This is a genomic window from Empedobacter sp. 225-1 (assembly GCF_030328185.1).
GTDB lineage: Bacteria > Bacteroidota > Bacteroidia > Flavobacteriales > Weeksellaceae > Empedobacter > Empedobacter stercoris.
The window spans coordinates 1-26,819 of the sequence record NZ_JACALO010000041.1 but is presented as its reverse complement, the minus strand read 5'-3'; the positions used below and the strand labels follow the sequence as shown (position 1 = coordinate 26,819).

The 26,819-nt window shown below is 31.5% G+C and carries 19 protein-coding genes; 15 read left to right on the top strand and 4 right to left on the bottom strand.

Annotated features, from left to right (window positions below; translation table 11 throughout):
• Window positions 1-179: 179 nt before the first annotated feature.
• Complete coding sequence (locus HX088_RS11700) at window positions 180-614, bottom strand: hypothetical protein (RefSeq protein WP_260543363.1); 435 nt, start codon at window positions 612-614, stop codon at window positions 180-182.
• 150 nt (window positions 615-764) lie between these two features.
• Entirely contained in the window at window positions 765-1,706 is a 942-nt protein-coding gene (locus HX088_RS11695) for an MBL fold metallo-hydrolase (RefSeq protein ID WP_286484253.1), read from the bottom strand.
• A gap of 123 nt (window positions 1,707-1,829) precedes the next feature.
• Here HX088_RS11695 and HX088_RS11690 point away from each other — a divergent pair, with 123 nt between their 5' ends.
• The 13 genes from HX088_RS11690 to msrA all read left to right on the top strand — a co-directional run bounded on the left by HX088_RS11690 (window position 1,830) and on the right by msrA (window position 21,969).
• Entirely contained in the window at window positions 1,830-4,715 is a 2,886-nt protein-coding gene (locus tag HX088_RS11690) for an alpha/beta hydrolase family protein (RefSeq protein ID WP_286484252.1), read from the top strand.
• Between the two features lie 172 nt (window positions 4,716-4,887).
• Window positions 4,888-6,300 (top strand): site-specific integrase, encoded by a 1,413-nt coding sequence (locus HX088_RS11685; protein WP_286484251.1) that lies wholly within the window; start codon window positions 4,888-4,890, stop codon window positions 6,298-6,300.
• A 578-nt stretch (window positions 6,301-6,878) separates the two neighbouring features.
• A complete protein-coding gene (locus tag HX088_RS11680; RefSeq protein WP_286484250.1) occupies window positions 6,879-8,360 on the top strand; it encodes a type I restriction-modification system subunit M in 1,482 nt (493 codons plus the stop codon).
• Window positions 8,361-8,367: 7 nt separating this feature from the next.
• Window positions 8,368-9,675, top strand: a complete 1,308-nt coding sequence (locus HX088_RS11675) for a hypothetical protein (RefSeq protein WP_286484249.1) — start codon at window positions 8,368-8,370, stop codon at window positions 9,673-9,675.
• A complete protein-coding gene (locus HX088_RS11670) occupies window positions 9,675-11,138 on the top strand; it encodes a type I restriction-modification system subunit M (protein WP_286484248.1) in 1,464 nt (487 codons plus the stop codon). Before HX088_RS11675 ends, HX088_RS11670 begins: the two co-directional genes overlap by 1 nt.
• Window positions 11,139-11,144: 6 nt before the next feature.
• The gene (locus HX088_RS11665) at window positions 11,145-12,320 is read left to right on the top strand and encodes a restriction endonuclease subunit S (protein ID WP_286484247.1); all 1,176 of its coding nucleotides are present in this window, start codon (window positions 11,145-11,147) and stop codon (window positions 12,318-12,320) included.
• Window positions 12,320-12,820 (top strand): hypothetical protein, encoded by a 501-nt coding sequence (locus HX088_RS11660; RefSeq protein WP_286484246.1) that lies wholly within the window; start codon window positions 12,320-12,322, stop codon window positions 12,818-12,820. Before HX088_RS11665 ends, HX088_RS11660 begins: the two co-directional genes overlap by 1 nt.
• 48 nt (window positions 12,821-12,868) lie before the next feature.
• Window positions 12,869-15,619 carry a sacsin N-terminal ATP-binding-like domain-containing protein gene (locus HX088_RS11655; RefSeq protein WP_286484245.1) on the top strand — a complete coding sequence of 917 codons (2,751 nt, stop codon included), beginning with the start codon at window positions 12,869-12,871 and terminating at the stop codon, window positions 15,617-15,619.
• 124 nt (window positions 15,620-15,743) lie between these two features.
• Window positions 15,744-16,247, top strand: coding sequence for a hypothetical protein (locus tag HX088_RS11650; protein ID WP_286484244.1), 504 nt, complete (start codon window positions 15,744-15,746; stop codon window positions 16,245-16,247).
• Window positions 16,237-16,932 carry a nucleotidyl transferase AbiEii/AbiGii toxin family protein gene (locus HX088_RS11645; RefSeq protein WP_286484243.1) on the top strand — a complete coding sequence of 232 codons (696 nt, stop codon included), beginning with the start codon at window positions 16,237-16,239 and terminating at the stop codon, window positions 16,930-16,932. The genes HX088_RS11650 and HX088_RS11645 overlap by 11 nt, the downstream gene beginning before the upstream one ends.
• A 28-nt stretch (window positions 16,933-16,960) precedes the next feature.
• Complete coding sequence (locus tag HX088_RS11640) at window positions 16,961-19,933, top strand: type I restriction endonuclease subunit R (RefSeq protein WP_286484242.1); 2,973 nt, start codon at window positions 16,961-16,963, stop codon at window positions 19,931-19,933.
• Window positions 19,934-20,286: 353 nt separating this feature from the next.
• Window positions 20,287-20,916: a hypothetical protein gene (locus HX088_RS11635; RefSeq protein ID WP_286484241.1), complete on the top strand. Its 630-nt coding sequence runs from the start codon at window positions 20,287-20,289 to the stop codon at window positions 20,914-20,916.
• 519 nt (window positions 20,917-21,435) lie between these two features.
• Window positions 21,436-21,969 (top strand): peptide-methionine (S)-S-oxide reductase MsrA, encoded by a 534-nt coding sequence (gene msrA / locus HX088_RS11630; protein WP_171621746.1) that lies wholly within the window; start codon window positions 21,436-21,438, stop codon window positions 21,967-21,969.
• Window positions 21,970-21,997: 28 nt separating this feature from the next.
• On the opposite strand, the gene HX088_RS11625 is transcribed toward msrA, so the two are convergent.
• Entirely contained in the window at window positions 21,998-23,353 is a 1,356-nt protein-coding gene (locus tag HX088_RS11625; protein ID WP_260543350.1) for a DEAD/DEAH box helicase, read from the bottom strand.
• Between the two features lie 109 nt (window positions 23,354-23,462).
• Here HX088_RS11625 and argS point away from each other — a divergent pair, with 109 nt between their 5' ends.
• Window positions 23,463-25,235, top strand: coding sequence for an arginine--tRNA ligase (gene argS / locus HX088_RS11620; protein ID WP_284583773.1), 1,773 nt, complete (start codon window positions 23,463-23,465; stop codon window positions 25,233-25,235).
• Window positions 25,236-25,290: 55 nt separating this feature from the next.
• Here argS and HX088_RS11615 read toward each other — a convergent pair whose 3' ends face one another.
• Window positions 25,291-25,968 (bottom strand): hypothetical protein, encoded by a 678-nt coding sequence (locus HX088_RS11615; protein WP_286484240.1) that lies wholly within the window; start codon window positions 25,966-25,968, stop codon window positions 25,291-25,293.
• A 217-nt stretch (window positions 25,969-26,185) separates the two neighbouring features.
• Here HX088_RS11615 and HX088_RS11610 point away from each other — a divergent pair, with 217 nt between their 5' ends.
• Window positions 26,186-26,656, top strand: a complete 471-nt coding sequence (locus HX088_RS11610; RefSeq protein WP_260543343.1) for a DUF1810 domain-containing protein — start codon at window positions 26,186-26,188, stop codon at window positions 26,654-26,656.
• Window positions 26,657-26,819 lie beyond the last annotated feature (163 nt).

Genomic DNA, 26,819 nt, shown 5'->3' with positions numbered 1-26,819 from the left:
TGAGCCCGATACAATATCGAACTCATTTTTATAATTATTAATTTTTAATCTGTCCAAACTTTTGGGTGCAGTCTATTTAAGTTGGCTTTTTTATTTGGTAATAATCGGTGAATTCGAAAGAATAATATGGTCAAATAACAAGACGAATCCACCGACAAGTTTGTGAAGCAGTCAATCGATTAGATCTCAACTTCTCGTTCAGAATTTGTGCAATTACTATGGACGATATAATCGATTAGTTTTCCATTTTCAAAACACAACATCAAATCTTCTTCATAAATTGAGGTGTGCGTTAATTGGTTAAATTCCAATAATTTTCCTTGCGGAATTTTAATAATACCAGAATACCAAATGGCAAAAACTTCTTCACTTTTTGGAAACAAATAGTCCAGCTCAACTTCATCTAACCCATCTAAATATCCTTTAAAATTGATTAAGAATAATTTATCATTTCGTAATTCCCATTTTCCATAATAACCTCTCCAACATGTTGAAGACGGAGGTGTAAAATAGGGAGGATGTTTTAAATTTTTAAAATAATGGTGTAACGGTTGTTCGGCTATAATATATTGTTGATTGTCGATCAATAAAATTTCTCCTATTTGCGTGGTCATTTTTTCTTTTGGTTTATTCAAATGTAGAATAGCCAAATCAATTAATGAAAGAACAATAGTGCTATTTTATCAAAATGATAAAAATTGACCGACAAAAATAAATACTTAAAAATTATTATGTCTTTAAATAATAAATAAAGTAATAGTTATTTATTTTAAAATAATTCTCTCACCTTGTTGAGGAAAAATATAATGAATCATATAAGGATTATCTTGTAGTAATTCTTCTTTTATTTTTTGTTCATAATCTCCTTTTGGTTTAATATGCGTAACGATGATGTTTAACCCTTTCAATTTATTTTTTCCAACGATTTTCGCTAATACTCCTAATTCTTCGTTGATTAATTTTGGTGTTAAATGACCAAATAATAAATTTTCTGGTTGCGAATTAGGGAAAGAAACCTCTAACATCAAAGTGTTCAATTTACCCGATTTTATTTTTGGTGATATAGCTTTCCAAATCGTCTGTAAATTTGTTGTTCCTTCTATACGATCAGCTCCAGTATCGCCAAAATATAAAACGGCATTCGAATAATTTTCAACTAAAATAGCAGCACTTTTTAATGGATTGACATGACTCAATTCGTAAATCGTTCCAGTGAGATTTGTATTTTCTATATTAAATGGAGTGCCTATTTTGGCATAATTGTATGTATATTTATTTAAAATTGGAGCCTCTCCTTCATTTGCAAAATTTGCCCACGCATCATTTGTAAAGTATTTATTTTTCAAGACATCAATCATTTCCGAAGTACCATAAATAGGTTTTTTCGAGTCTTCAGGAGAATTAATAATCATTCCAGAAAGATGATCCAAATGTCCATGCGAAATAAAATATCCTTTGATATAATTTTTTAGAACATTTCCAATTTCTTCCTCAAAAGTGCCTTTTTCTATTGCTTTATTGATTCCAGCATAAATCGTTCCTGCATCTAAAGCCAAGTAGTCGTTCGTCGATTCTTCTCCTATTAAATAAGAAGAAAGATTACTTTCATTACTTCCTCCATAAACGCCAAGCGGTACAATTTGAATATTTTGAGCCAAAGAGATCATCGAAATTCCTAAACCAATGCTTAAAAGATATTTTTTCATTTAAATGATATTTTGAACAAAAATACAAACGATACAATGATTATGAGAGATAATACGAATACTTTGTAAAAACTTTAGTATTTTCACAACTCTATTAAAAATTAACGCACAATAATAATTAGGATGAAATCGAATTTATCTACTAAAAATTTGAAAAATTATGCCTCTCAACTTCTAACTAAAAAGGCGATGTATGCTGCGGCTATAGCTCTATTGTCAACAAGTGTTAATGCGCAAAAGAAACCTCTTGATTTGACTGTTTTTGATGAATGGCAATCAATCGGAATGAAAGAATTGTCGAATAACGGTTCTTGGGTAGCTTATCAAGTAAATGCACAAGAAAGCGATAATACGTTGAATTTTTTTGGTCTGAAAACGGATAAAAATTTAAGTTTTCATCGAGGTGAACAAAGTGTTTTTACAGCAGATTCTAAATTTGCTATTTTTAAGATTAAACCTTTTTACAAAGATTTGAAATTGGTTCGAATCAAAAAGAAAAAAGAACACGAAATTGCAAAAGATTCGATCGGGATTTTAAATCTTGCAACTAATCAAGTTGAAAAATTACCCAATATAAAATCGTTTAAAACGCCTAAAAAGGAAGGTTCATTTTTAGCTTATTTAGTCGAAAAAGAAGATTTGAAGAACGATAAAAATGTCAAGTCAGATTCAACAAAAACAAAAGATAAACCTGTAAAATCCGCAGGAAAAGATAAAAAAGACACGCCTTTAGAATTGGTTTTAAGAAATTTGATTTCTGGTCAGAAAAAATCGTTCAAAAATGTGATGAATTATGAGTTCAGCGACAATGGTAAACAATTAATTTTTTCGACAAAACAAGAGAAAAAAGATAGTTTAGATCAAACAAAATACGGTGTTTTCTTAGTGAATACGGCAACTTTTGCTCAAAAGCAGTTGGTGGATACAATTGGTGAATTTAAACAATTTGCATTTGACGAAATGGCAAGTAAAGTAGCGTTTGTTGGTACGACAGATGAAGAGAAAAAGGAGAACAAAACCTATTATTTATATCATACATCAACAAAAAATCCACAACAGATAAAGAAAACTGAATTGTTAGGATTGAAAAAAAATTGGCAAGTTTCAGAAAACCGTCAGCCAAAATTTAGTAAAGATGGAAATTTTTTATTCATAGGTTTGATGCCGAAATTAGTTGAAAAAGACACTACAATAATTGCAGAAGATCATGCAAAGGTTGATGTTTGGAGTTACAAAGACGAATTTATTCAACCGCAACAATTAAAGAATCTTGAACGAGAGAAAAAACGTTCGTATTTATCTGTGATTGATTTTTCAAATCCAGAAAAAGTGACGCAATTAGCAGATTTAGACATGAATCAAGTTGAAATCTTGAACGAAGGAAATTCAAATTTTGCATTAGGAACTTCTGACAATGCCTATCGATTAATTTCAAATTGGGATTTAACAAGACGTAGAGATTACTACATTGTGAATGTTAAAAATGGACAGCGAGAATTATTTGCAAAAGGTTTAGCAGGAAGAGTAGAAATGTCTCCAAATGGAAAGTTTGCGGTGTATTATAATGCAGAAAATGGACTATGGTCGAGTTATAATATCGAAACAAAACAAACGAAAGTTTTGAATAAAAAACTGAAAGTTAAGTTTTATGATGAGGAAAATGATTCACCAACTTTAGCACAAGCGTATGGAGTTGCTTATTTTACAGATAATGACGAAACAGTATTAATCAAAGATCGTTATGATATTTGGGAATTTGATTTGGTTGGAAATCGTCGTCCAGAAAATGTAACAAATGGTTTTGGTCGTAAACACAATATTACATTTGATATTAATCAGTTGAATGAAGAACTCAAAACAATAAATCGTGATACGCAACTTTATTTAGGTGCTTTTAATAATCAGAATAAACAATCAGGTGTTTATCAAACTATTATTTCGAAAGCTAAAAATCCCGAAAAAGTAGTGATGTCGAATACATGGGGTGCTCAAAAAATGACGAAAGCATTGAATGCCAACCAATATATTTATACCAAAGAAACATTCCGAAACTCTCCGGATGTTTATGTATCAACGAATTTTAAGGATGAGAAAAAAGTTTCTGCTATCAATCCGCAACAAAAAGATTATTATTGGGGGAATGGAGAATTGGTAACTTGGAAAACGTATTCAGGAAAAAACGCAACAGGAGTGGTGTATAAACCAGAGAATTTTGATCCAAACAAAAAATATCCAATGATTGTTTACTTCTACGAAAAACTTTCAGATAATTTGAATCGTTATCAAGCGCCTGCACCAACACCTTCACGAATCAATCATACGTATTTTGTGAGTAACGATTATATTGTATTTACACCAGATATTTCGTATACAGTTGGCCATCCAGCTAAGTCTGCTGAGGATTATATAAACTCTGGAGTAGAAGCTCTGAAGAAAAATAACTGGGTAAATGGTGATAAAATTGGTATTCAAGGTCAGAGTTGGGGAGGTTACCAAGTTTCACATTTGATAACAGCTACCGATATGTATGCAGCAGCTTGGGCAGGTGCTCCAGTTGTAAATATGACTTCTGCTTATGGTGGAATTCGTTGGGGAACAGGTATGAGTCGTCAATTTCAATACGAGCAAACGCAAAGTAGAATTGGTAAAACATTGTGGGAAGCACCAGAATTATACATCGAAAATTCACCATTATTTAATATGCCTAAGGTGACAACGCCTGTAGTTATTATGCATAACGACGAAGATGGTGCAGTTCCTTGGTATCAAGGTATTGAAATGTTTATGGCATTGCGTCGTTTAGGGAAACCATCATGGATGTTAAACTACAACGGTGACGATCATAACTTGATTAAACGTGCCAATAGAAATGATATTCAAAAGCGTCAAGTACAATTTTTTGATCATTACCTAAAAGATCAGCCAGCTCCGAAATGGATGAGCGAAGGAGTTCCTGCAATTTCAAAAGGAATTGATTGGGGCTTCGAATTGGAGTCGGTAAATGATTAATAGTCAACGTAATACATTATAAGTCATTTAGTTGAATTATTTTATTAATAAGATATTAAGAGACAATAAAAGACATTAAAAAACACTTTGAGTCATTAAAAGTACCCCTATTTCTCACCTCGAGATTTTGGGGTATTTTTGTTTAATAAATAATTTTAAAATATATAACTATATGATTAACTATCAGTTAAAAAGTAAGGACACGGAAAAAGCTCAGCCAGTTTATGCTTATATTACTGGTGTATTTAATAAGTCAAATGATCGATTAAAACTATCTATAGGGAAAACAATAAACCCAGATGATTTTGGTAAAAAGGGTGAGAATTATCGCTATAACTCACAATTAATAAAAACATCCAAGAAACCATCAGTTCTGGTATTTAAGCGAGCTTTAGAAGATTTTGAGAGTGCGGTTAGTAAAGTAGAATCTTATTTTATGGGGGTAGATTTAATACCATCAAAAGACCAATTCAAAGAGAAATTACTACAAAATCTTGGTAGAGAACAAAAAGTTGTTGAAAAGAAATCAGATGAAATTTTGGTTACTGATTTCATAGAAGATTATATTGAAGAGTCGAAAGAGTTGGTAAGAAAAGGACAGAAAAAGTTAGCTGAGTCGTCAATGAGAAAATACATTCAAGTAAACACTCACGTCAAAAATTATCAAGAATTTATTGAAAAAAAAATATATGTACATGAGCTTAGTTATGATGTCTTTGTCTCAATGATTGATATTCTTAATAAAATAGCAATAGGTCAAATAAAATTAAAAGTAAATCACCAAAAAAGTAAGAGTCGTATAACAAATGAAGAAGGATATTCTTTAAATACTCTTAATACTTTTACGAGTCGTTTAAAATATATGCTTGGTGAAGCTCGCATAAGAGGTTATCATCTTCATCCAACATTACATCTTGACGATAAACGACTTGTCATAGGTGCGTGTAAAGGTTCAAAGGACTTCTATTTTGATGAAGATCTTTTATATAAAATATATAATCATCAAGCATTAACTAAGCCAACACAACACGCAAAGGATTATATTATGTTAGCAAGTACAACTGGTATGCGTCACCAGAGTGTTTCGTTGTTGCATGGTCAACAACCTCAACCAATCACAACTCCATCTGGTGTAGAATTTTTTGGTGTTAAAAATATATCAAATAAAACTGGTATAAAGTTATTAAGTCCTCTAATGAAACCAGCCCTTGAGGTTTATGATCGACTAGGAGAATTTCCTAAATATGAAAGTGTGACCACTATAACAAGGCAGATAAGAGCATTATTAACGGAAATGAAAGTAAATGATAAAGTAACTCTTGAACGTACTATTTATGGTGTAGGAAAAGTTAATGAAGTAAAGAAAATGACACAAGTTGCAAGTAGTCATGTTTGTCGCGCGAGCTTTATTACCAACCTTTTAAATCTTAGGGTTGACCGTAATAAAGTACAAATGATGACACATAAAGCGATGTCAGATAATAGTGCATTCAGCTTGTATGACAAAAGAAGCGAAATAGATAGAGCAATAGAGTTTTTCGAAGCAACAAAGGATTTGGATTCAGAATTTTTCAGATACAAATAAGGGGGCATAATAGCCCCCTTTATTCTACTTCTTGTCATTCAACAACCACTCTACAACTTCAGTCTCAACGTACATTTTCATATTTGTATGTTTGTTTCTTCTCAACGGAAAACCCTTTGTCTTTTCCCAGCGTTGGAGTGTCTTTTTGCTGATTCGAAGCTTTGCACATACATCACTACTGTAAAGTATGTCACTCAACTTGTACGGTTGTTTGGGCTTATTGACAGCCATTTCTTTTCAAATTTTAAAATCAATGATGTGCTTTCACATAAGGATTAATTTTTTTGTTGACCTCTAAGAGATCGGGTGCTCATTCAAAGAGCTAAATGGATTATTTATTTTTTATTAATTCCAAAATTTGATGTTGCAAATGTAGTAATTAAACTTTAAATATAAAAATTATTTATAACATTTTTATTAAAATAGATAAAATTTATGAAAACTTATTCTTATCTTTTAGCATAGATGTTTTTCTATAATTAATTTTTGTTCTAACAAAAAAGAATCAAAGAAGCTATTAAGGCTTCTTTTTTTATTATTGGGTTTTACCTAAATTGCAACATTATCTAATACAACTAATGAAAGGAGAAAAACTAAGTTTGTCAGAACTTGAACAATACTTATCTAAAGCAGCATGGATTTTAAAGGGGCCTGTTGATGCTTCAGACTTCAAAATTTATATATTTCCATTACTATTTTTTAAACGGATTTCAGACGTATATGATGAAGAATATGCAATGGCATTGGAAGAGTCTGATGGTGATGAGGAATATGCTTCATTAGCTGAATTCCATCGATTTGAGATTCCAAAACGATGTCATTGGAATGATGTACGTGAAACAACTATCAATGTAGGGCAGGCTATTGAACAAGCTCTCAGAGGAATCGAGCAAGCGAACCAGAACCATTTGTTTGGAATTTTTGGAGATGCACAATGGAGTAATAAAAATAAATTATCAGATCGTTTATTAATCGATTTAATCGAGCACTTCTCTCAATATACATTATCTAATGCAAATGTAGAAGCAGATATGTTAGGAAATGCTTATGAATATCTAATCAAGCATTTTGCGGATTTAACCAATAAAAAAGCTGGTGAGTTTTATACACCTCGATCAGTTGTAAACTTACTAGGATTAATCCTAGATCCAAAAGAAGGTGAATCTGTTTATGATCCAGCTTGTGGAACTGGTGGTATGCTATTAGAGTGTGTTGATCATTTAAAAGAGACGAATCAGGATTACCGTACATTAAAGTTATATGGGCAAGAGAAGAACTTAACTTCAAGTTCTATAGCTCGTATGAACATGTTCTTACATGGGATGGAAGATTTTCAAATTGCACGTGAGGATACACTTCGTAGCCCAGCATTTTTTGACGCAGATGGATTAAAAAAGTTTGATTGTGTAATAGCCAACCCACCATTCTCATTAAAAGATTGGGGAGCTGATCAGTGGTTGAACGATCCGTATGGTCGTAACATTGCTGGTGTTCCTCCAAAAGGTAATGGAGATATGGCTTGGGTTCAGCACATGATTTCTTCTTTAAATGCTAGTGGTCGAATGACAGTAGTTCTCCCACATGGTGTTTTGTTCCGTAAAGCCTCAGAGCTTAAAATTCGTAAAGCTTTATTGGAGATGGATCTTCTAGAAGCTGTAATAGGTTTGGGTCCAAATATCTTTTACGGAACTCAATTAGCCGCATGTGTTTTAGTTTTCAAGAAAGTAAAAGATTCGAACAAAAAGAAGAAAGTTTTATTTGTTGATGGTTCAGATCAAGTCAGAGTTGGTCGTGCCCAGAACTTCCTAGAAAAAGACCATGTTGATCAATTATTTTCTTGGTATTCGAATTATGAGAATGTAGAAAACTATGTGAAAGTAGTTGAAATGGACCAAATAATTGAAAACGATTACAACCTGAATATTCCATTGTACATCGATAAAATTATTGAAGATAATTTACCTTCAGTAGAAGAAGCAATGGAGCAATTAAAACAAGCTTGGCAAGCAAGCCAAGAGGCTGAGAATAAATTTAAAAAGATCTTGAATAAATATTTATAACCTAACCATGAACGCACACTTAAACGTATTTAAAACTTACACTAAAAAAGAGAGAAATCACCAATTAGAAAACGATTTAACTCGAGCATTAGCTATATGCCTACAGGAAGATCCATTATTTTTCCATGAATTCTTAAAATTTATTTTTGGTAATTCAAATTACTTCACGGAGTTCTTTGACGATATCAATAACTCAAACGATATTTCAATAGAAATACAAAAAAATTCCAGTGATATAAAGGAATTTGAACATGTTTTCGCTGTGTCTTTGAGTGAACATGAAATGACATACGACCATTTTTGGAATCAAAGTAAACATACGAAATATGACCCAATATGTGATATCGTACTACGAATAAATAATGTTGTAATTATAATTGAAACTAAACGTGACGCGGTTGACTGTACAGCTCAATTATATAATCAGATTTTTAATGTATTTAACCATAATGAAATTACATTATCGAAACAGGATAATTTAGTTACTCCATTTGATCTAAATTGGTTAAAACTAATGGACATAGCAGTGAAAGTTCTTAGCTTTGAACGTTCTATTGGATCACCCAATCGATTTTTAAGTGACTTTGTAAATTTGGTTAAATTACATAATTATAAATGGTTACCAGAACCAGCATTGTTATCTGTTTCTCCTACTGATCAAAATGCTATTTCAAGAAGATTTGATTCTGTATTAAGTGAACTAGAAAAAACAGAAGATTATCAAAAGTTTGAAATTAGAGATCGTGTAGGGTTAAAATTAAATCAACCTTGGGCTGAAGAAGTAATTTATAGGATTCATGAAGATGGTAGTTTGGTAGTTGCTGTTTACCCTGGTAACACAAAAGCTCAAGGAAGAAGTATTTTCCATAAGGATCCACAATTTAAAGAAGAATTCACAGTAAATGGTAAGAACTATCCTGTAAGAAAAATGTTCCATATTAAATTTAATGGTCAACGTTACATTACTGGGTTATGGTTTGGAGAAGATTGTTTAGTAGATAATTCTACTTTATATTCTAAAATAACGTTCAATGATTTTGCAGGAAGAAAAAAACGTTCTGATTGGCAGAAAGTAGAAAAACTATTTGATGATAATTTTATAGTAGAAAAATTTAATTGGAGAGCTCAATGCGGTTGGGAGAATAAATTAATTAAATCAAATAGAAATCAATTTGATCTATCTTTTGGATATGAACTAGCTGTACATATTCCTTTTGAAGATCTAAAACAAATAGATACAAATAAAAATGATCTTACAGGCTTAACAGAAGTTGTTAAAACCATTTATGATCAATTTACAAATGTTATAATTTAATGACACAACAAGAACTAGAAAAATATTTGTGGGGTGCTGCTACTGCATTACGTGGTACAATAGATGCAGGCGACTACAAACAATATATATTCCCATTGTTATTCTTTAAACGTATATGTGATGTATACGACGAAGAATACCAACAAGCTTTAGAAGAATCTGATGGCGATTTAGAGTATGCTTTATTTGCTGAAAATCACCGTTTCGAGATTCCGAAAGGAGCCCATTGGCAAGATGTACGTGAAACCACAACTAATGTGGGAATGGCAATTCAGAATGCCATGCGTGAAATTGAAAAAGCTAACCCAGATACCTTAGAAGGTATTTTCGGGGATGCCAGCTGGACCAACAAAAATCGTTTGTCTGATGAAACGTTAATTAACTTAATCGAGCATTACTCACAATACCAATTAAATTTGGCGAATGTAGCTGATGATAAATTGGGAAATGCCTACGAATATTTAATTAAGGAATTTGCAAACGACAGCGGACATACAGCAGCAGAATTTTACACCAATCGAACGGTTGTAAAGTTAATGACCAAAATTATGAATCCACAGCCAGGCGAAAGTGTTTACGATCCAACTTGTGGTTCTGGAGGGTTGTTACTAAACTGTGCGTTGCACCTTAAAGAAGAAGGTAAAGAATACCGAAACCTAAAATTATACGGACAAGAAATTAACTTGATTACTTCTGCCATTGCACGTATGAATATGTTCATGCATGGAATTGAGGAGTTTAAAATTGTACGTGGGGACACATTGGCTGAACCAGGATTACTTGAAAACGATCAATTAAAGACGTTTAACGTAATTTTAGCGAATCCACCATATTCTATTAAGTCTTGGGATCAAAAGTCGTTTATAAACGATCCTTGGGGACGAAACCTTTGGGGAACACCTCCACAAGGTTGTGCCGATTATGCATTTCAACAACACATACAAAAATCGTTAGATAAGAACAACGGACGCTCTATTTCGCTTTGGCCGCATGGAATTTTATTTAGAGATAGTGAAGCTGAAATGCGTCGTAATATGATCGATTCTGATGTGGTAGAAGCAGTGATTGGTTTAGGTCCAAACTTGTTTTACAATTCTCCAATGGAGGCATGTTTATTAATTACCAATAATAATAAACCTGTGCATAAGAAAGGGAAGATTCTATTTATTAATGCTGTAAAAGAAGTAAGAAACGAAAAAACAATGAGTTTCCTATCAGAGCAACATATTGATAAAATTTTCAATGCCTTTAAGCAATATGATACTATAAGCGATTTTTCAGTAGTTATTGATAACAATGAAGTTTTAGAAGAATATAAAGGTAATCTTTCGATTAGTTTATATGTTCGACCAGATGCTTTAACTAATACTGAGCTAAATAATGATTTCAAAACTGATTTTCAAAACTGGAAGACAGCAAGTGAAACTTTATCAGAATCAATGAACCAATTATTTCAGAATTAATAGAACATGGAATTTAAAATAAACAAAGATAATTGGGAAAAAGTAACTTTAGGAGAAATAGTGTTTGAACCTAAAGAAACAGCCAAAGATATTATTGCAGAAGGTTTTGAGCATATTGTTGGTTTAGAACATATCGTATCTGGAGATGTACATTTAAGAAATTCTTTTTCTAATGATACCGACACCACGTTTACTAAAGTATTTAGAGCGGGAGATATTTTATTTGGGCGTAGGAGAGCTTATTTAAAGAAAGCTGCACAAGCATCTTTTAATGGAGTATGTTCAGGTGATATTACAGTAATGCGTGCTAACGATAAATTAGATGTACGTTTATTACCATTTGTAATTCATAACGAAAAGTTTTTTGATTATGCAGTAAAACATTCTGCTGGTGGATTATCTCCTAGAGTAAAGTTTAAAGACCTTGCCAACTACGAATTCCTTCTTCCACCAAAAGACCAACAAGCCGAATTAGCCGATTTATTATGGGCAATGGATGAGGTTATTGAAAAGGATTTGGAAGTGTTGGAAAGGTTGGAAGTTTTGTATAATAGTCAATTAAAAAATATTTTTATAGAAAACTCCTATAATGCAAACGAAGTATCCGTAAAAGAACTTGGTACAGTTTCTACAAGTGGGGTGGATAAAAAGATTAATTCATCAGAAGAGATAATAAATCTTGTAAATTATATGGATGTTTACGGTAATAAATCGAAAATAATTGACAGCTCTTTAGAATTTATGAAAGTAAGTGCAAAAGAGAATCAAATTAAAACATTTCAAGTAAATAAAGGAGATGTATTATTTACGCCGAGTTCAGAAACAAAAGATGATATAGGTCATTCGTGTGTAGTTGTAGAAGATTTAGAGAAAACTTTATATAGTTATCACCTAGTTAGACTTTCGTTTAATGATAAATATGATATTGACCTCAACTTTAAGCGCTTTATGTTTAATAATCCAAAAGTTTTGAATCAATTTACGCTAAAAAGTAAAGGTGTAACAAGAATGACTTTGTCTTTAGAAGACTTTTATAGTACGGTAACTTTAATGCCTAAAAATAACGAACAAAAAGATATAGCATTAATTCTGGATAATAGTTTAAAGTTAATTAAAGAATTAGAATCCAAACTTCAATCTTCGAAGGCGTTGCAAAAGGCGTTGATTAATCAAATGTTTTAATGAAGTATTCAGCTCCTTATCGATTTCGGTTAAAAATTGAGGAGACCGTAACGTCTCGTAAAAACATGGTGATAGAATTAGATGGTAATCCCACTCGGTTTTCAGCACCATTAACCAAAAATAAAGTTCCTAAGATTTATGTAATGAAGATTGCTGGAGAGATCGTGTACATCGGTTATACCTCTCAATCGATCACCACACGTTTAAATAATGGACTTAGAGCGAATGGTAAAACAGGATATCATGGCTATAAATGGAAAAATGAAATCGATCAAATGGAATTACTGGTTTTTGTTTTCGATGCAACATTAACAGACGATAAGGAGAAGAACAAATCAATAATTAATTTTGTAGAAGCCATTGAAGCGGAATTAGTTTTTCAACACAGAGAACAAACGGGGAAATGGCCAAAATTCCAACACGAAATCCATTTTAACAACTGGGATAGAGATAATGTTTTAGAGATATCTAAACAGATCTATGGGTCAATTACAGAATAAAATTTAGAATTCAACCCAATAAACAACCACTAAATAAAACCATAAATTATGAGTTATTTAATGAATCAACCCATCTCAAAATCTTTTGAAGAACAAATTGCGGAAACTGAAACTGAAAAAAAATTAAGTATACCAGCTAAACGTCTTTTGGAAAAGTTAGAACCTATTCCAAGTAAGGTTGATATATTACAATATCGTTGGTTTTGGGAATTAGTTCAAAACGCGAGTGATTTTAATGATTTGGTAGATGTAGAGGTAGAACTAAACTCTACTTCGTTGGTATTTCGTCATAATGGGAAACCATTTAAGTTAGTAGATGTTGAAAATTTAATTACTCCAGATTCAGACAAAGATGATACAGATATAACAGCAGAATATATAGGGCGTTTTGGTAGTGGTTTTATTTCTACTCATATTCTATCTTCATTGATACAAGTGGAGGGAGTTGTGCAGGATAAATACATACAGGATAAACATTATACTTTTAAATTTGATTTAGAGCGATCGTCTTATTTATCTAAACCGGATTTAATAAAATCAATTGGTAATTCTGAAGAACAATTCAAAAAGTTTCATCCTGAAGTAGAGCATATTCCAGGAACGTTTGAAACAAAATTTACTTATGATTTATCAAAAAGTTTAACACCTTCAATAGAAACAAAAAAAATAGCAAAGGAAGGAATAATTTATGCATGTAAAATACTTCCTTTGGTTTTTACCTTTCTTCCTAAATTAAATTCAGTTCGATTTGTTGATAATACGGAATCTAAAGAGATGTATTTTTTTCAAAAAGAAAGAAATGAGGATAAAGGTATTTGCAAAATAGGTCAAGAAATAAATAAATCTAAAAAAGATGATATAATAGTTCGATTTGTAACCGAATCAGAAGTAACTATTGCCGTTGAGATAAAAGACAATAAAGTGGTAGAATATCCTGAAGATATTGCTGTTTTATTTTTATACCTACCAATGATAGGGTCGGAAAAATTTCCATTTCCAGTAAGTATTCATTCTAATAATTTTAAGCCAGAAACAGAAAGACACGGCATTAATATTTCTGTAAATGATACAGAAAATAGAAGGTGCTTAGTTTTAGGTGTACAAGCCTATAAGAAATTACTTCAAACACTAGCAAATGATGGGATTGAGAATTTATACAATTTGGTTTCTCTTAAAAGTGATCGAATAAAAAATTTGTTGATAAATGCAAAATGGTATCAAGACACAATAGAAAAGGAATTTAAACTAATCTTCGATAGCATCAGTTTTGTTAACTGTCATGATAATATTGTGTCGTACGCAACTCTTAAAATTCCTTTTATCCCTGAAAACAAAACAGAATCTAAAGATGTGGAATTTTATGATACGATATTTGAACTTATTTTAAATAAGGTACCAAACAGAGAAGAATATACTAAATGGTTAAAAAATATAGATTTTACAATTTTTAAAACAGTTCCATTTAGATTAGTTGATGCCGTTAGGTTGGTGGAATCAACAGGAAGCATTACTGGATTAAGTGCAATACTTAAAAAAAATAAAGAAGAAACAACATCGTGGTTATCCAATTTTATTGGCTATGTTGTAAAATCCGAAATTGGATTACTGACTCAGTACTCAATTATACCTTGTAAATCTATAGATGGGAATTTTGTTAATAGAGACGCTGATATTTACGTAGATAATGATGTAGATACTGAACTGATAGAAGTGTATAATAAAATGACTGGTCTTAATTATTTCAGTAAGTTGCTAAATGATATAATTTATAATACTAATTCTACATTATTACCTACCACAAAATTTAAAAACACACTTAGTTTATCTACTGAAATAGATAATATCTTTAGAATACGATTAGATGAAAACTCTAGATTGACAAAAGCTGAAATCGAAGGGCTTAGCCTGTTATTGAAATGGTTAAAAAATAAAGGTTTTCCTAATTGGAGTGAGTTGTCCCACTACTTTCCAACATTTAATGGATCTTATTCTAATTTTTTCTTAGAAAGTTTTGATGAAGAGGAAAAGGTGAAGGCGATAACAATCAGAAATAGTGGAAAACAAGATAGTTTGTTAAAACTTGCTGAATCTGAAATTAGTTCAGATGATTTGCAAAAAGTTGTAGATAGCTTAAGTGAGATTAATCAAATTATCAATATTATTGATAAAGGAACCAGTATTTCAAAATTGACTCAACTTACGGATTTATTTCCTGATGGGTTACCTAATAATGTAATGAGTTATGCAAGGGAAGAAGCTAGAAAGAAAAAGGAGTTTAATAATTTATTAGAAGTTGGTTCTAAAGTTGAAATAGCTTTCATAGAATTATTAAAAGATTATCAAGTTGAAAAAGAGGTAATTCATGCAGGAGGTGGTGCTTATGACATAAGAGTTACTAATCCAGTGAATGGTAAATCATTTTATTTAGAGTTAAAGTCTTGTAGACATAATAATACCGATCCAATTAATATTGCTATTTCACAAGCAAAACGTGCAGTAAAGGAAGTTAACAATGAAAATTATGCAATTGTTGTAATTGAGCGTCCAGTAGGAAATCAAATTGATGATGCATATATTAAACTGAATACAAGATATTTTAAAAATCCAGGTCAGTATTTAACAGCTATTCCTGAACGATTAGAAATAATAGAGGAGCAATCAAATACCAATGAAGCAGTTGATCTTAGAATGGATTTTGCCGAATTTAAAGGAGCTTTAGATTATAATTGGATTAAAGGAAGAACTGCTAATTCAGGTTTTAAGGAGTTAATTGAGGATATAAAAATTATTTTAAAATAGTTTTACTTTATGTACGTATCGTGTATCGCGATACGCAATATGAGTTTTTAATTTATTGTTTTTTAGAATTAAAATTTGTAATATTGCGTATCGCGATATGCAATATATGAAGAAGAGCCAACAAATGAAACCACAAGATATTGTTTTACTACTAAAAATAATAGCTGTAAACAATGAAAACTGGGAACAAAAACCAATAGCAGAACAACTAGGATTAAGTCAGTCTGAAGTAAGCGAATCCGTTGCAAGATCTAAATACGCTGGTTTGCTAAATCCGAAAGGAAAATCGGTAATGCGTTTTGCTTTATTAGAGTTTCTAGAACATGGTGTAGCGTATGTTTTTCCACAAAAACCAGGATCAATTGTACGTGGTGTAGCTACAGCACATTCTACAGCACCATTAAGTACTATTATTCAAAGTAATGAATTTTATGTTTGGCCCTATGGTAAAGGAAATGAAAAAGGACATGGAATAGAACCATTATACAAAACAGTCCCAAAAGCAGTCTTACAAGATTCAAAATTGCACGAGTTATTAGCATTGGTTGATGCAATACGCGTTGGCCGTGCTAGAGAAAAAGAACTAGCTGTACAGGAACTGAAATATAGAATTTTAAATGGAGAATAAAACAATAAATGTTGGTGTTGTTGCTAAAATTGCAGAAGCATTAAAAGATCTTAACGATAAAGTCGTGTTTGTTGGTGGAGCTGTAGTTAGTTTATATACAGATGATCCTGCGGCAGATGAGATTAGACCTACTGCGGACATCGATTTTACGGTGAATATTGCTAACATATCTAATTTCTCTGTTTGGAATGATCTAATAGAAAAATTGAATACATTAGGTTTTTCACCAGATCCATTTGGACATGCAATTTGTAGTTACAAATACATGGACATTCCTGTTGATATTATGGCGCCAGAAGATGGACCAAATGGACCATCAAACAAATGGTATAAAAAGGGTTTTAATGATCTATGGAAAGTAGATGTAAAAGAACAGACGGTAAACATATTATCTTCTCCATATTATTTGGCTTCAAAATTTGAAGCATTCAATGATAGAGGGAAAGATTTTAGAACAAGTCATGATTTAGAAGATATCATTTATATTTTAGACAATAGAACCACAATAGTAGATGAGATAATAAATGCAGAAGATGAAGTAAAGAGCTTTATCGTTTCTCAATTTATGAACTTAAAAAATAAAGGTATTCTAGAAGAAGCTTTAATTGCGCACATTCACCCAATTATGCTAGATGAAAGATTATCAATTGTAGAAGAAAAACTTGAAATGATATTACAATCCTAAGACTACTATTACTATAAACAACACTAACATGAAATTTAACGAAACAAATACGGTAGAAGCTTTTGTGGTAGATCAATTAGCTGGTGCTAAACTAGGTAATAGTTCTATTGTAGAAGAATCTCCATTAACATATAAAAATAAACCGTGGCAATACGTTGCTCCACAAGATTTAAACCGTAGTACAAATCAAGTTTTACTAGAGGAAAATCTTCATCAAGCTTTACAACGCTTAAACCTAAGCATAGCGGATAATCCACATTTGGCTGATGAGGTAATTTATAAATTACGTGCAATATTATTGTCTGTGGATCAAATTGGTTTGGTGCGAGCAAATAAAGCTTTTCATAATTGGATGTGTGGGAATGAGTCAATGCCATTCGGTGAAAATAATCAACACGTTCCTATTCATTTAATAGATTTCGAAAACTTCGAAAACAATGAGTTTATAGTTACCAATCAATTAAGGGTCCATGCAAGAGAAACAAAAATTCCAGATATTGTGTTATACATAAATGGAATTCCAGTGGTGGTTGGTGAATTAAAAACTCCAATACGACCTTCAATTTCGTGGCAAGATGGTGCGAATGAAATAATAAGTGTTTATGAAAATTCAATTCCTCAATTATTTGTTCCAAACATTTTAAACTTTGCTACGGAAGGTAAAACCTTTGGTTATGGAGGTATTCGTACACCATTGCAATTTTGGGGACCATGGAGAATGGATTTAGATGAAAGCAAGGTTTTAAAATACGCTAGTCTAGAAGATGTTAGTGCAGAACTAAATGACTTATTACATCCAGAACGCTTATTGGATATTCTTAAAAACTTCTCATTATTCAGTACCAACAACAAAAAACAACTGATAAAAGTTTTACCGCGTTTCCAGCAATACGAGGGAGCAAATAAAATAGTTGATCGTGTAATAGAAGGTAAAGTAAAGAAAGGTTTAATTTGGCATTTCCAAGGTTCAGGAAAATCATTTTTAATGGTATATGCTGCACAAAAATTGAGAAACACATCTGTGTTAAAAAGTCCTACGGTGATAGTATTAGTAGATCGTACTGATTTAGATACACAGATTTCTGGAACACTTAAGGCAGCAGATATTTCTAATGTTGTGACGACAGAAAATATTATCGAATTACAAAACCTTTTAGAACGTGATACACGTAAAATTATCGTATCGATGATTCATAAGTTTAGAGATGCTAAACCTGATATGAATACACGCGATAACATCATTGTCTTAGTGGATGAAGCACACAGAACACAAGAAGGTGATCTTGGTCGACAAATGCGAGCAGCTTTACCTAATGCATTTTTATTTGGTTTAACAGGAACACCTGTTAATCGTGCGGATAAAAATACATTTTGGGCATTTGGAGCAGAAGAAGATAATGGGGGATATTTATCACGCTATACGTTTCAAGATTCAATAAGAGATGGAGCGACGCTACCATTACATTTCGAACCGCGTTTAGTGGATGTGCATTTGAATAAAGAAGAATTAGATAAGGCATTTGAAGAATTAAAATCAAGTGTGGATCTTAACGATGAAGATGCAGATTTATTGAATCAAAAGTCAGCTAAGATGGCGAGCTTTTTAAAAGCGCCAGAGCGTGTTGAAAAAATAGTTGAAGATATCGCAAAGCACTTTAGAGAAAAAGTGGAGCCTAATGGACTGAAGGCGATGATTGTTACTCCAGATCGTTATGCTTGTGTTCAATACAAAGAAGAGTTAGATAGGCATTTTCCAACCGAAGCAAGTAAAATTGTTTTCTCTACGACAGCTAATGATGATGCCGATTTTAAAGCGAAATGGGCTGTAGATAAATCCCAACAAGAAAAAATAGTTGAAGAGTTTAATCAAGCAGATTCTCCACTAAAGTTTATTATTGTTACGGCTAAATTATTAACTGGTTTTGATGCGCCAATTCTACAAACTCTTTACTTAGACAAATCTTTAAAAGATGTGACGCTATTACAAGCAATTTGTAGAACCAACCGATTATATCCGAATAAAGAGTTCGGTCGAATCGTAGACTATTTTGGGATTTTTGACGATGCTGCAAAAGCTTTACAATTTGATGATCAAACGATGAGGTCTATTATTACGAATCTAAATGAACTTAAAGATAAACTTCCAGATTTAATGAAAAATGCACTTTCACATTTTGATGGGGTAGATCGTAATTTGGATGGATATGAAGGAATTCAGGCTGCACAAGAAAAACTAAAGACTGATGAGCTGAAAGATGCCTTTGCAAAGGATTTTAAACCTTTAATGAAAGTTTGGGAATCATTATCACCAGATCGTATATTAGATCCTTATCAAGCGGATTTTAAATGGTTGACAGGCATATTTGAATCGGTTCGTCCAGCATCTACACATACTGGTAAGTTATTGTGGATGACTTTAGGAAATGCAACTACAAAATTGATGCATGAAAACATTAAGGTAGGTGACGTACATGTTTTAGAAGAATTTATACTTGATGCAGATGTAATAGAAAATATTTTCAACAATCCAGATCCAAAAGAAGCGAAGAGGATAGAGGAAATTTTAGTGAAACGTTTCAAGAAATACGGTGGTGATACTAAATTTAGAAAATTAAGCGAACGTCTAGAAGATCTTAGAACTAGAGCAGAACAAGGGTTAATCACTTCCATTGAATTCGTGAAAGAGTTGTGTAAACTTGCTAAGGATACTCTACAAGCGGAAAAAGAAATGGAGGAAGAGCTAATCAACAAAACGCCCGTTGCAGCACTAACAGAGTTATTTATTGAGCTTAAAACAGACGAAACACCAGCAGTTGTTGAGCGTATTGTAAATGATATTGATGGTATTGTAAGAGTGGTTCGTTTTCCGGGTTGGCAAACTACTGCTGCTGGAGAACGTGAAGTGCAAAAATCATTGCGAAAGGCTCTGTTGAAATACCAATTGCATAAAAATGAGATGTTGTTTCAACGAGCATACGAATATATAAAAGAATACTATTAGAATAGAAAACTCAGTATAAAGCTGAGTTTTTTTTATTACCCTACCTCTGGAGGGGTTCCTGTGTATCCTGCTAAATACCCCTCCCTACCTTATAGGTATTAATATGGAGCAGGTTGCCGAAAAAATTATTTTATAAAATTTATTATTAATAGTCAATTTAATAGGACATAATTTTCAATAATGTTGAATTTTAAGGTTTTTGTATAATTTTTTTTTAAAAATATAAACTCATAAACGTCTATTTTTTAGGTACTTGTTGTTTTTTGCAAAAATTATTTTAGGTCATAAGTTGACTTTTTAAAATTGGTTGGTATTTATATATAAAAGGGCTCATTATGCTCATGTGTAATAATATGAAAGAATATAAACCAATTCGATACTTTGTAGAAAATAACCTAATTGAAATTAGTGGAAGACAATTAAAAAGAAATGCTCTTAAAGCCTTTAATTCAGGCTGTAATTATGTAATTCAATCTCTGACAAAAAATAATAAAATACAATATGAAATTTTAGTAGATGAAATAGTGAGAATAGGAGAGAGAAAAAGAAAACCAAAGGAATCAAAGAAACCAGTCAAAATTATTAAAGAATTTGAATCTAAAACTTCAAGAAATTATATTACGGTTGTAACTATAAATTTTAAAGACACATCAGATGTTTTATTTTATGATGATTTAGTTTTAAAATTTTTTGAATACTCTAAAACAGAAGATATGTACTATAGTATTGAGATTGATGATGATGGTTATACCCATGCTCATCTTGCTTCAACTGGGGACATTAATTCCACATATAATTATCTTAACCAGATAATAAATATAGAACTGCAATTAAATCAAAAAATAGCTATAAGTATGAATGGTGAAAAATCGTTTGCTCCAGTTGAGATATCACCAATGCGAGACCACCAATGCTTTCTTGAATATATTAGCAAAGAATCATACATTATTTACTTGAACGTAGTTGCTCAGAAATGGTCTTAAATGCTGGGTTTTAATACTCAATGTTAATAATATAAATTAATTTTTGAAAATTGAAATAATTCTTCTGATAATCAAATATATAAATGTTGTATTTTAAAATTTTTTGAATTAAAAGCCCGCTATTTACATCAATTAATAATAGCTAAAAATAATGTGGGTGTAACGTAATAACTATAGATTCTTTTTGATGTTTTTTCCTATATTTGTAAACGAAATAGAGGACTCTTTATAGAATACCAATTTATCCAAAAATCCCCCTAAATCTCACCCTCGACAAAAACACATTTTTTAAATCATTTAATTTCAGTGGTTTAATTCGTTAAGAAAGGAATTGATTGGGGCTTCGATTTAGAGACCACAAAAGATTAGTGTTCTTATTGGATTGAATGATATAAATATAATTGTATATTTGATAAACGTTCAGAATGAAAATTCTGAACGTTTTGTATTTAAAATTATACAATAAGTTGTAAATTTTGTGCACATTATTGTAGATTAATAATTAATAACCCTTTATTTATGAGTAAAGAAGTAGCAGTTTTAGGAGCTGGTTGTTTTTGGTGTGTCGAAGGAATATTTAATTCGATCAATGGAGTTGAGAAGGCTATTTCTGGATTCGCAGGAGGCGATGTAGAAAATCCAACTTATCGTCAAGTTTGCGATACAGAAACCAATCATGCTGAGGTAGTTGAAGTAACTTTTGATAATGAAGTCATTTCGTATGAAGAATTATTAGAAATTTTTTGGAATATTCATAATCCAACGCAATTAAATAGACAAGGAAATGATGTTGGTACACAATATCGTTCGAGTATTTTTTACACATCAGAAGAACAGAAAAAACAAGCAGAAAATTCGTTGAAGAAGTTCGATAACGGAACTTTATATGAGGATAAATTCGTTACAACAATTGAGCCTTTAGATCAATTTTGGCCAGCCGAAGATTATCACCAAGGTTATTATAACGAAAATCCCGATCAGCCTTATTGTTCGGCTGTAGTTGGACCAAAAATAGCCAAATTTAAATCAAAATTCAAACAGATTTTAAAATAAGAAAAGCGACCTATTGGTCGCTTTTCTATTATTTTCCTTTTTTACGTGCTTTTGCTTTTTGTTTTTGCTGACCACGATTTTTAGGTTTAGATTTTGGTGGCTTACGTTTTGTAGGACCACCTAAATTCACCTTTTTATTTTTATCTTTTTTCTCGTGAAAAGCAGCGCCACGCTCTTCAATTTTTACAGTTGTAAGCGCTTTCATTTTTACAACTTCTTTTTCGAATTCACGTTTTACAGGATTAATTTTCACTTTGTCTTCAGGGAAGGGAAGTACATCAATCTCTTTGTTCATCAATTCTTCAATAGCATCTAATCGTTCAATTTCTTTTTCAGAAAAATAAGAAATAGCTTCACCTTTTTTATCTGCACGACCTGTACGTCCAATTCGATGAATATATTGTTCTGGTACATCAGGAATTTCAAAGTTGATAACATGGGTTACATCAGGAATATCTAATCCACGCGCCATAATATCAGTTGTAATAATACCACGATATTCATCTCGAGAAAAAGCTTCCATCGTTCTCAAACGATAATTTTGCGATTTATTCGAATGTATAACACCAAATTCATCAGGATAAATTTCGTCTAAATGATTAAAGATTAAATCTGCATGTTTCTTATTGTTTGCAAAAATCAAAACTTTTTCAAATTTTGCTTTATCTTCTAATTGATAGCTAACTAAATTTAATTTCGTATTGAAGTTTTCTACTGCAATAGCTGCTTGAGCTATTTTTTCTAATGGTGTTCCCGAACGAGCTAAAGAAATTTCGACAGGATTTTTAAAGTATTCATGCAACATATCATCAACTTGATCAGTCATTGTTGCAGAAAATAGAATGTTTTGACGTTTATCACTCATCATGGTAAACAAATGAATCAATTGCGGGCGAAAACCTAAACTTAACATTTCGTCAAATTCATCCACCACTAATTTTTTCATTTCTTTGAATGATAAAATATTGTCAATCGCTAAATCCAATACACGTCCTGGTGTTCCAACCAAAATATCGACACCTTCGTAGACCAATAATTTTTGTGTGTTAATGTTAACACCTCCATAAATACCAAGCACACGAACATTGATAAACTCAGTTAATTGTTCTAAAATATCAGTCACCTGAACCACTAATTCGCGAGTCGGAACCAGAATAACAATCTTTGGTTGATTTGTTTTAGAAAATTGATAGGTATTCAGCAAAGGCAATAAATAAGCCAATGTTTTACCTGTACCTGTTTGTGCAATACCCATTATATCACGTCCAGAAAGAATCGGTCTGAACGATTTTTCTTGTATTGGAGTAGGGGTTGTGATATTCAACTTTTCTAAAGCTGAATTCAATTGTTTTGTTAATTCGAAATCCGCGAATGTAGCTTTCATTTGGCAAAGATAAGTTTTCTTGATGAATTCTTAAAAACTCAATGAGCAATCCGTTTAAATTCGTCTAATCTTTGTACTTTTGCATTTCGATTAAGTAAAAAGGAATAAAATGAGTTTAAAACAATACATCACACAGAATGTTTTAGAAGCGATTCAAAACGTTTATCAAATTAACCCAGAATCTGTTGAAATTCAGTTTACAAGGAAAGAATTTGAAGGTGATTATACATTAGTTGTTTTCCCATTAATTAGAACTTTGAAAGGTAAACCAGAAGATATCGGTACTAAAATCGGTGAAAATTTGGTCGAAAATAATAAAATTACAGCATTTAATGTTGTAAAAGGTTTCTTGAATATGAGCTTAAATTCTGTAGATTTTTTAGAAAATTTTGCTCAAAATGCTCAAAACGCTACATTCGGAATTACGAAAGTTGACGAGAATTCGAGAACTGTGATGGTAGAATATTCTTCTCCAAATACAAACAAACCGCTGCATTTAGGACATGTTCGTAATAATTTGTTAGGTTTTTCGGTTGCTCAAATTATAGAAGCGGCAGGAAATAATGTGATCAAAACACAAATTATCAACGATCGTGGGATTCACATTTGTAAATCGATGATTGCATGGGAAAAATTTGGAAATGATGAAACACCAGAATCTACAAATATGAAAGGCGATCATTTGGTTGGAAAATATTATGTAGAATTTGATAAACATTACCGCGAAGAGATCAAAGCATTGGTAGCGCAAGGAAAAACGGAAGAAGAAGCAAAAAAGGAGGCTCCAATTTTTTTAGAAGCTCAAAAAATGTTGCGCCAATGGGAAGCACATGATCCGAAAGTGATTGAGCTATGGCAAACGATGAATGGTTGGGTGTACGATGGTTTTGCGAAAACATACAAACGTCTTGGGGTTGCTTTTGACGAATATTTATACGAATCAAATACGTATATTTTAGGTAAAGATATTGTTGAAGAAGGTTTAAACAAAGGTGTTTTCTTCAAAAAAGATGACGGTTCTGTTTGGATTGATTTGACTGAAGATGGTTTGGATGAGAAATTAGTTTTACGTTCAGATGGAACTTCAGTTTATATAACACAAGATTTAGGAACTGCTGTAGAGCGTTTCAAGAACAATCCAACGTTAGAAGAATTGACGTATGTTGTAGGAAATGAGCAAGATTATCACTTCAAAGTTTTATTCTTAATCCTTAAAAAATTAGGTTTTTCTTGGGCAGATGCTTTACATCATTTATCATACGGAATGGTTGATTTACCAAATGGTAAAATGAAATCTCGTGAAGGTACAGTTGTCGACGCGGACGAATTGATGGAAGATGTATACATAACAGCCAAAGAAATTTCGGAAGAGTTAGGTAAATTGGATGGCTTATCGGAAGATGAAAAAGCTGAATTGTACGAAACAATTGCGATGGGAGCTTTGAAATATTATATTTTGAAAGTAGATCCGAAGAAACGTATTTTATTTGATCCAAAAGAATCAGTAGATTTTAATGGTAATACAGGACCATTTATTCAATATACGTTTGCACGTATTCAATCATTGTTGAGAAAAGAATCTCCAAAAGAGTTTGATGCAAATTCTATTCAATTGAATGATGCAGAAAAAGAAATTATTCGTGCATTATATGATTTTGAAGATACGATTAATAAAGCAGCTGTGGAAATGAGTCCAGCGTTGATTGCGAATTATGTGTACGAATTGGTGAAATTATTTAACTCGTTCTACCAAAATAATCCAATCTTGAAAAATGAAGATGAAAATGTGAAAAATTTCCGTTTGTATCTTTCTCAATGGGTTGCCAATACAATTCAAAATTCGTTACGTTTATTAGGAATAGGTGTTCCAGAAAGAATGTAATTATTGTATAAAATAAATATAGAAAAAATGCCTCATGATTGATGAGGCATTTTTTTTATTCATTTATCAATTGTTCAGCGAATTGATTGTATTCTTGTTCTTTTTGAATCTTCTTTAATTTCCAAAACCAATAAATCGCACCGATTGGTAAGGCAATTGCTAAAGTAGAAAAGATTGATGCAAAGTTGAAACCATAACCAAGCAACTGAAAATTAAAAAACTGAAAATCAAAACCATCTAATGGCGCATATTTAATAGTCGGAAAATTTAAAAATATTAAAGCAATATATTTTAACCATTTAAGTTTTAATTGACTTTTTCTGATCATATTAAACACATAAATATTAAAAATAGGAATCGCTAAACCTATAATTGCAACAGCATAAAATAACACCATTGAAGGCAGAGGTTGATTAGAAAATTCTGGACTTACATTTAAAACTTTCTTGGTATTATCATCGTAAATGAATTTTATAATACCATAATTTTTATCATTCTGAAATAATATATTAACATTTGTAGAATTTGGAATAGTATTGTTGTTGGTCGAATAATGTTTATTTGCGCCTAAAAAAGTAAATTCCACCTCTTTTCCGTATTGGGATATCATATCAGTTCTGAATTGATACAGACCTTCGTTCAAAACATTTTTATCCATGTTTTTCATTCCTTCATGTTCTAAAGCAAATAAATCAATGTTTTCATCAATCTTGCCATTCATAATGTTGTCCATAAATACAACAGCGCTTTTTTTGTATTCTTTTGTATTGCTATAAAATTGACAAGAATTGGTAATTAAAAATAGGAGAAGTAGAAGTGATAAGTTTTTTAAGTGAAATTTCATAATTAGTTGAATAGAAAAATAAAAATAATAAATATTGTCTAATATAATTATAAGTTTGTTACTAAATTAAGATTTATCTTTGCTTCCTTATTTTAGTAAATAAAAGATGAAAATAGGAGATTTAATCAAACAAAAAGATCCAAACGATAAATTTAATTTGAAACGATTTCATGATGCACAAAGCTTTGTGTACGACGAAATTTTGATGGAAGTTCATGCCGGGAAAAAGCAAACGAATTGGATGGTTTTTATGTTTCCTCAACTTGCTGGTTTAGGTTCGAGTGATTCGTCATTAGAGTTTTCGATTTCTTCAAAAGAAGAAGCGAGAGCTTTTGTGAAGGATGAAGAACTTTGGGAAAATTATTTAGAAGTTTTGTCTGTACTATTAATGCGTCATAAAGGAGTTATTCCTCAATTAATTTTTGGAAAAAATGATGCAATGAAACTAAAATCGAGCTTGACTTTATTTAACTTCATCGCTCCAAAAGAGAAAATTATCAAAGATGTGTTGAAGTTTTTTTATGCAGATCAGACAGATAAAAAAACATTGTCTATTCTAAAACAAATGAATAAATAAAAAAAATCTCGCAATTGCGAGATTTTTTTATTTATTAAGATGTCCCGTCCTGAAATAGCGATACAAAAAAGAAATCGTTATTATGAAAGAAAGAAGCAATTATGTCAAACGTACTCAGCGCGATTACAGTATGTCTTTTAAGTTGAATGTTGTAAAAGAAATT

Excerpts from the sequence above, each read along its gene's own strand:
- HX088_RS11690 (WP_286484252.1), top strand. The coding sequence starts at position 1,830 with ATGAAATCGAATTTATCTACTAAAAATTTGAAAAATTATGCCTCTCAA.
- HX088_RS11695 (WP_286484253.1), bottom strand. The coding sequence starts at position 1,706 with ATGAAAAAATATCTTTTAAGCATTGGTTTAGGAATTTCGATGATCTCT.
- HX088_RS11670 (WP_286484248.1), top strand. The coding sequence starts at position 9,675 with ATGACACAACAAGAACTAGAAAAATATTTGTGGGGTGCTGCTACTGCA.
- HX088_RS11650 (WP_286484244.1), top strand. The coding sequence starts at position 15,744 with ATGAAACCACAAGATATTGTTTTACTACTAAAAATAATAGCTGTAAAC.
- HX088_RS11700 (WP_260543363.1), bottom strand. The coding sequence starts at position 614 with ATGACCACGCAAATAGGAGAAATTTTATTGATCGACAATCAACAATAT.
- HX088_RS11625 (WP_260543350.1), bottom strand. The coding sequence starts at position 23,353 with ATGAAAGCTACATTCGCGGATTTCGAATTAACAAAACAATTGAATTCA.
- HX088_RS11610 (WP_260543343.1), top strand. The coding sequence starts at position 26,186 with ATGAAAATAGGAGATTTAATCAAACAAAAAGATCCAAACGATAAATTT.
- HX088_RS11685 (WP_286484251.1), top strand. The coding sequence starts at position 4,888 with ATGATTAACTATCAGTTAAAAAGTAAGGACACGGAAAAAGCTCAGCCA.
- argS (WP_284583773.1), top strand. The coding sequence starts at position 23,463 with ATGAGTTTAAAACAATACATCACACAGAATGTTTTAGAAGCGATTCAA.
- HX088_RS11665 (WP_286484247.1), top strand. The coding sequence starts at position 11,145 with ATGGAATTTAAAATAAACAAAGATAATTGGGAAAAAGTAACTTTAGGA.
- HX088_RS11680 (WP_286484250.1), top strand. The coding sequence starts at position 6,879 with ATGAAAGGAGAAAAACTAAGTTTGTCAGAACTTGAACAATACTTATCT.
- HX088_RS11655 (WP_286484245.1), top strand. The coding sequence starts at position 12,869 with ATGAGTTATTTAATGAATCAACCCATCTCAAAATCTTTTGAAGAACAA.
- HX088_RS11615 (WP_286484240.1), bottom strand. The coding sequence starts at position 25,968 with ATGGACAACATTATGAATGGCAAGATTGATGAAAACATTGATTTATTT.
- HX088_RS11660 (WP_286484246.1), top strand. The coding sequence starts at position 12,320 with ATGAAGTATTCAGCTCCTTATCGATTTCGGTTAAAAATTGAGGAGACC.
- HX088_RS11675 (WP_286484249.1), top strand. The coding sequence starts at position 8,368 with ATGAACGCACACTTAAACGTATTTAAAACTTACACTAAAAAAGAGAGA.
- HX088_RS11645 (WP_286484243.1), top strand. The coding sequence starts at position 16,237 with ATGGAGAATAAAACAATAAATGTTGGTGTTGTTGCTAAAATTGCAGAA.
- msrA (WP_171621746.1), top strand. The coding sequence starts at position 21,436 with ATGAGTAAAGAAGTAGCAGTTTTAGGAGCTGGTTGTTTTTGGTGTGTC.
- HX088_RS11635 (WP_286484241.1), top strand. The coding sequence starts at position 20,287 with ATGAAAGAATATAAACCAATTCGATACTTTGTAGAAAATAACCTAATT.
- HX088_RS11640 (WP_286484242.1), top strand. The coding sequence starts at position 16,961 with ATGAAATTTAACGAAACAAATACGGTAGAAGCTTTTGTGGTAGATCAA.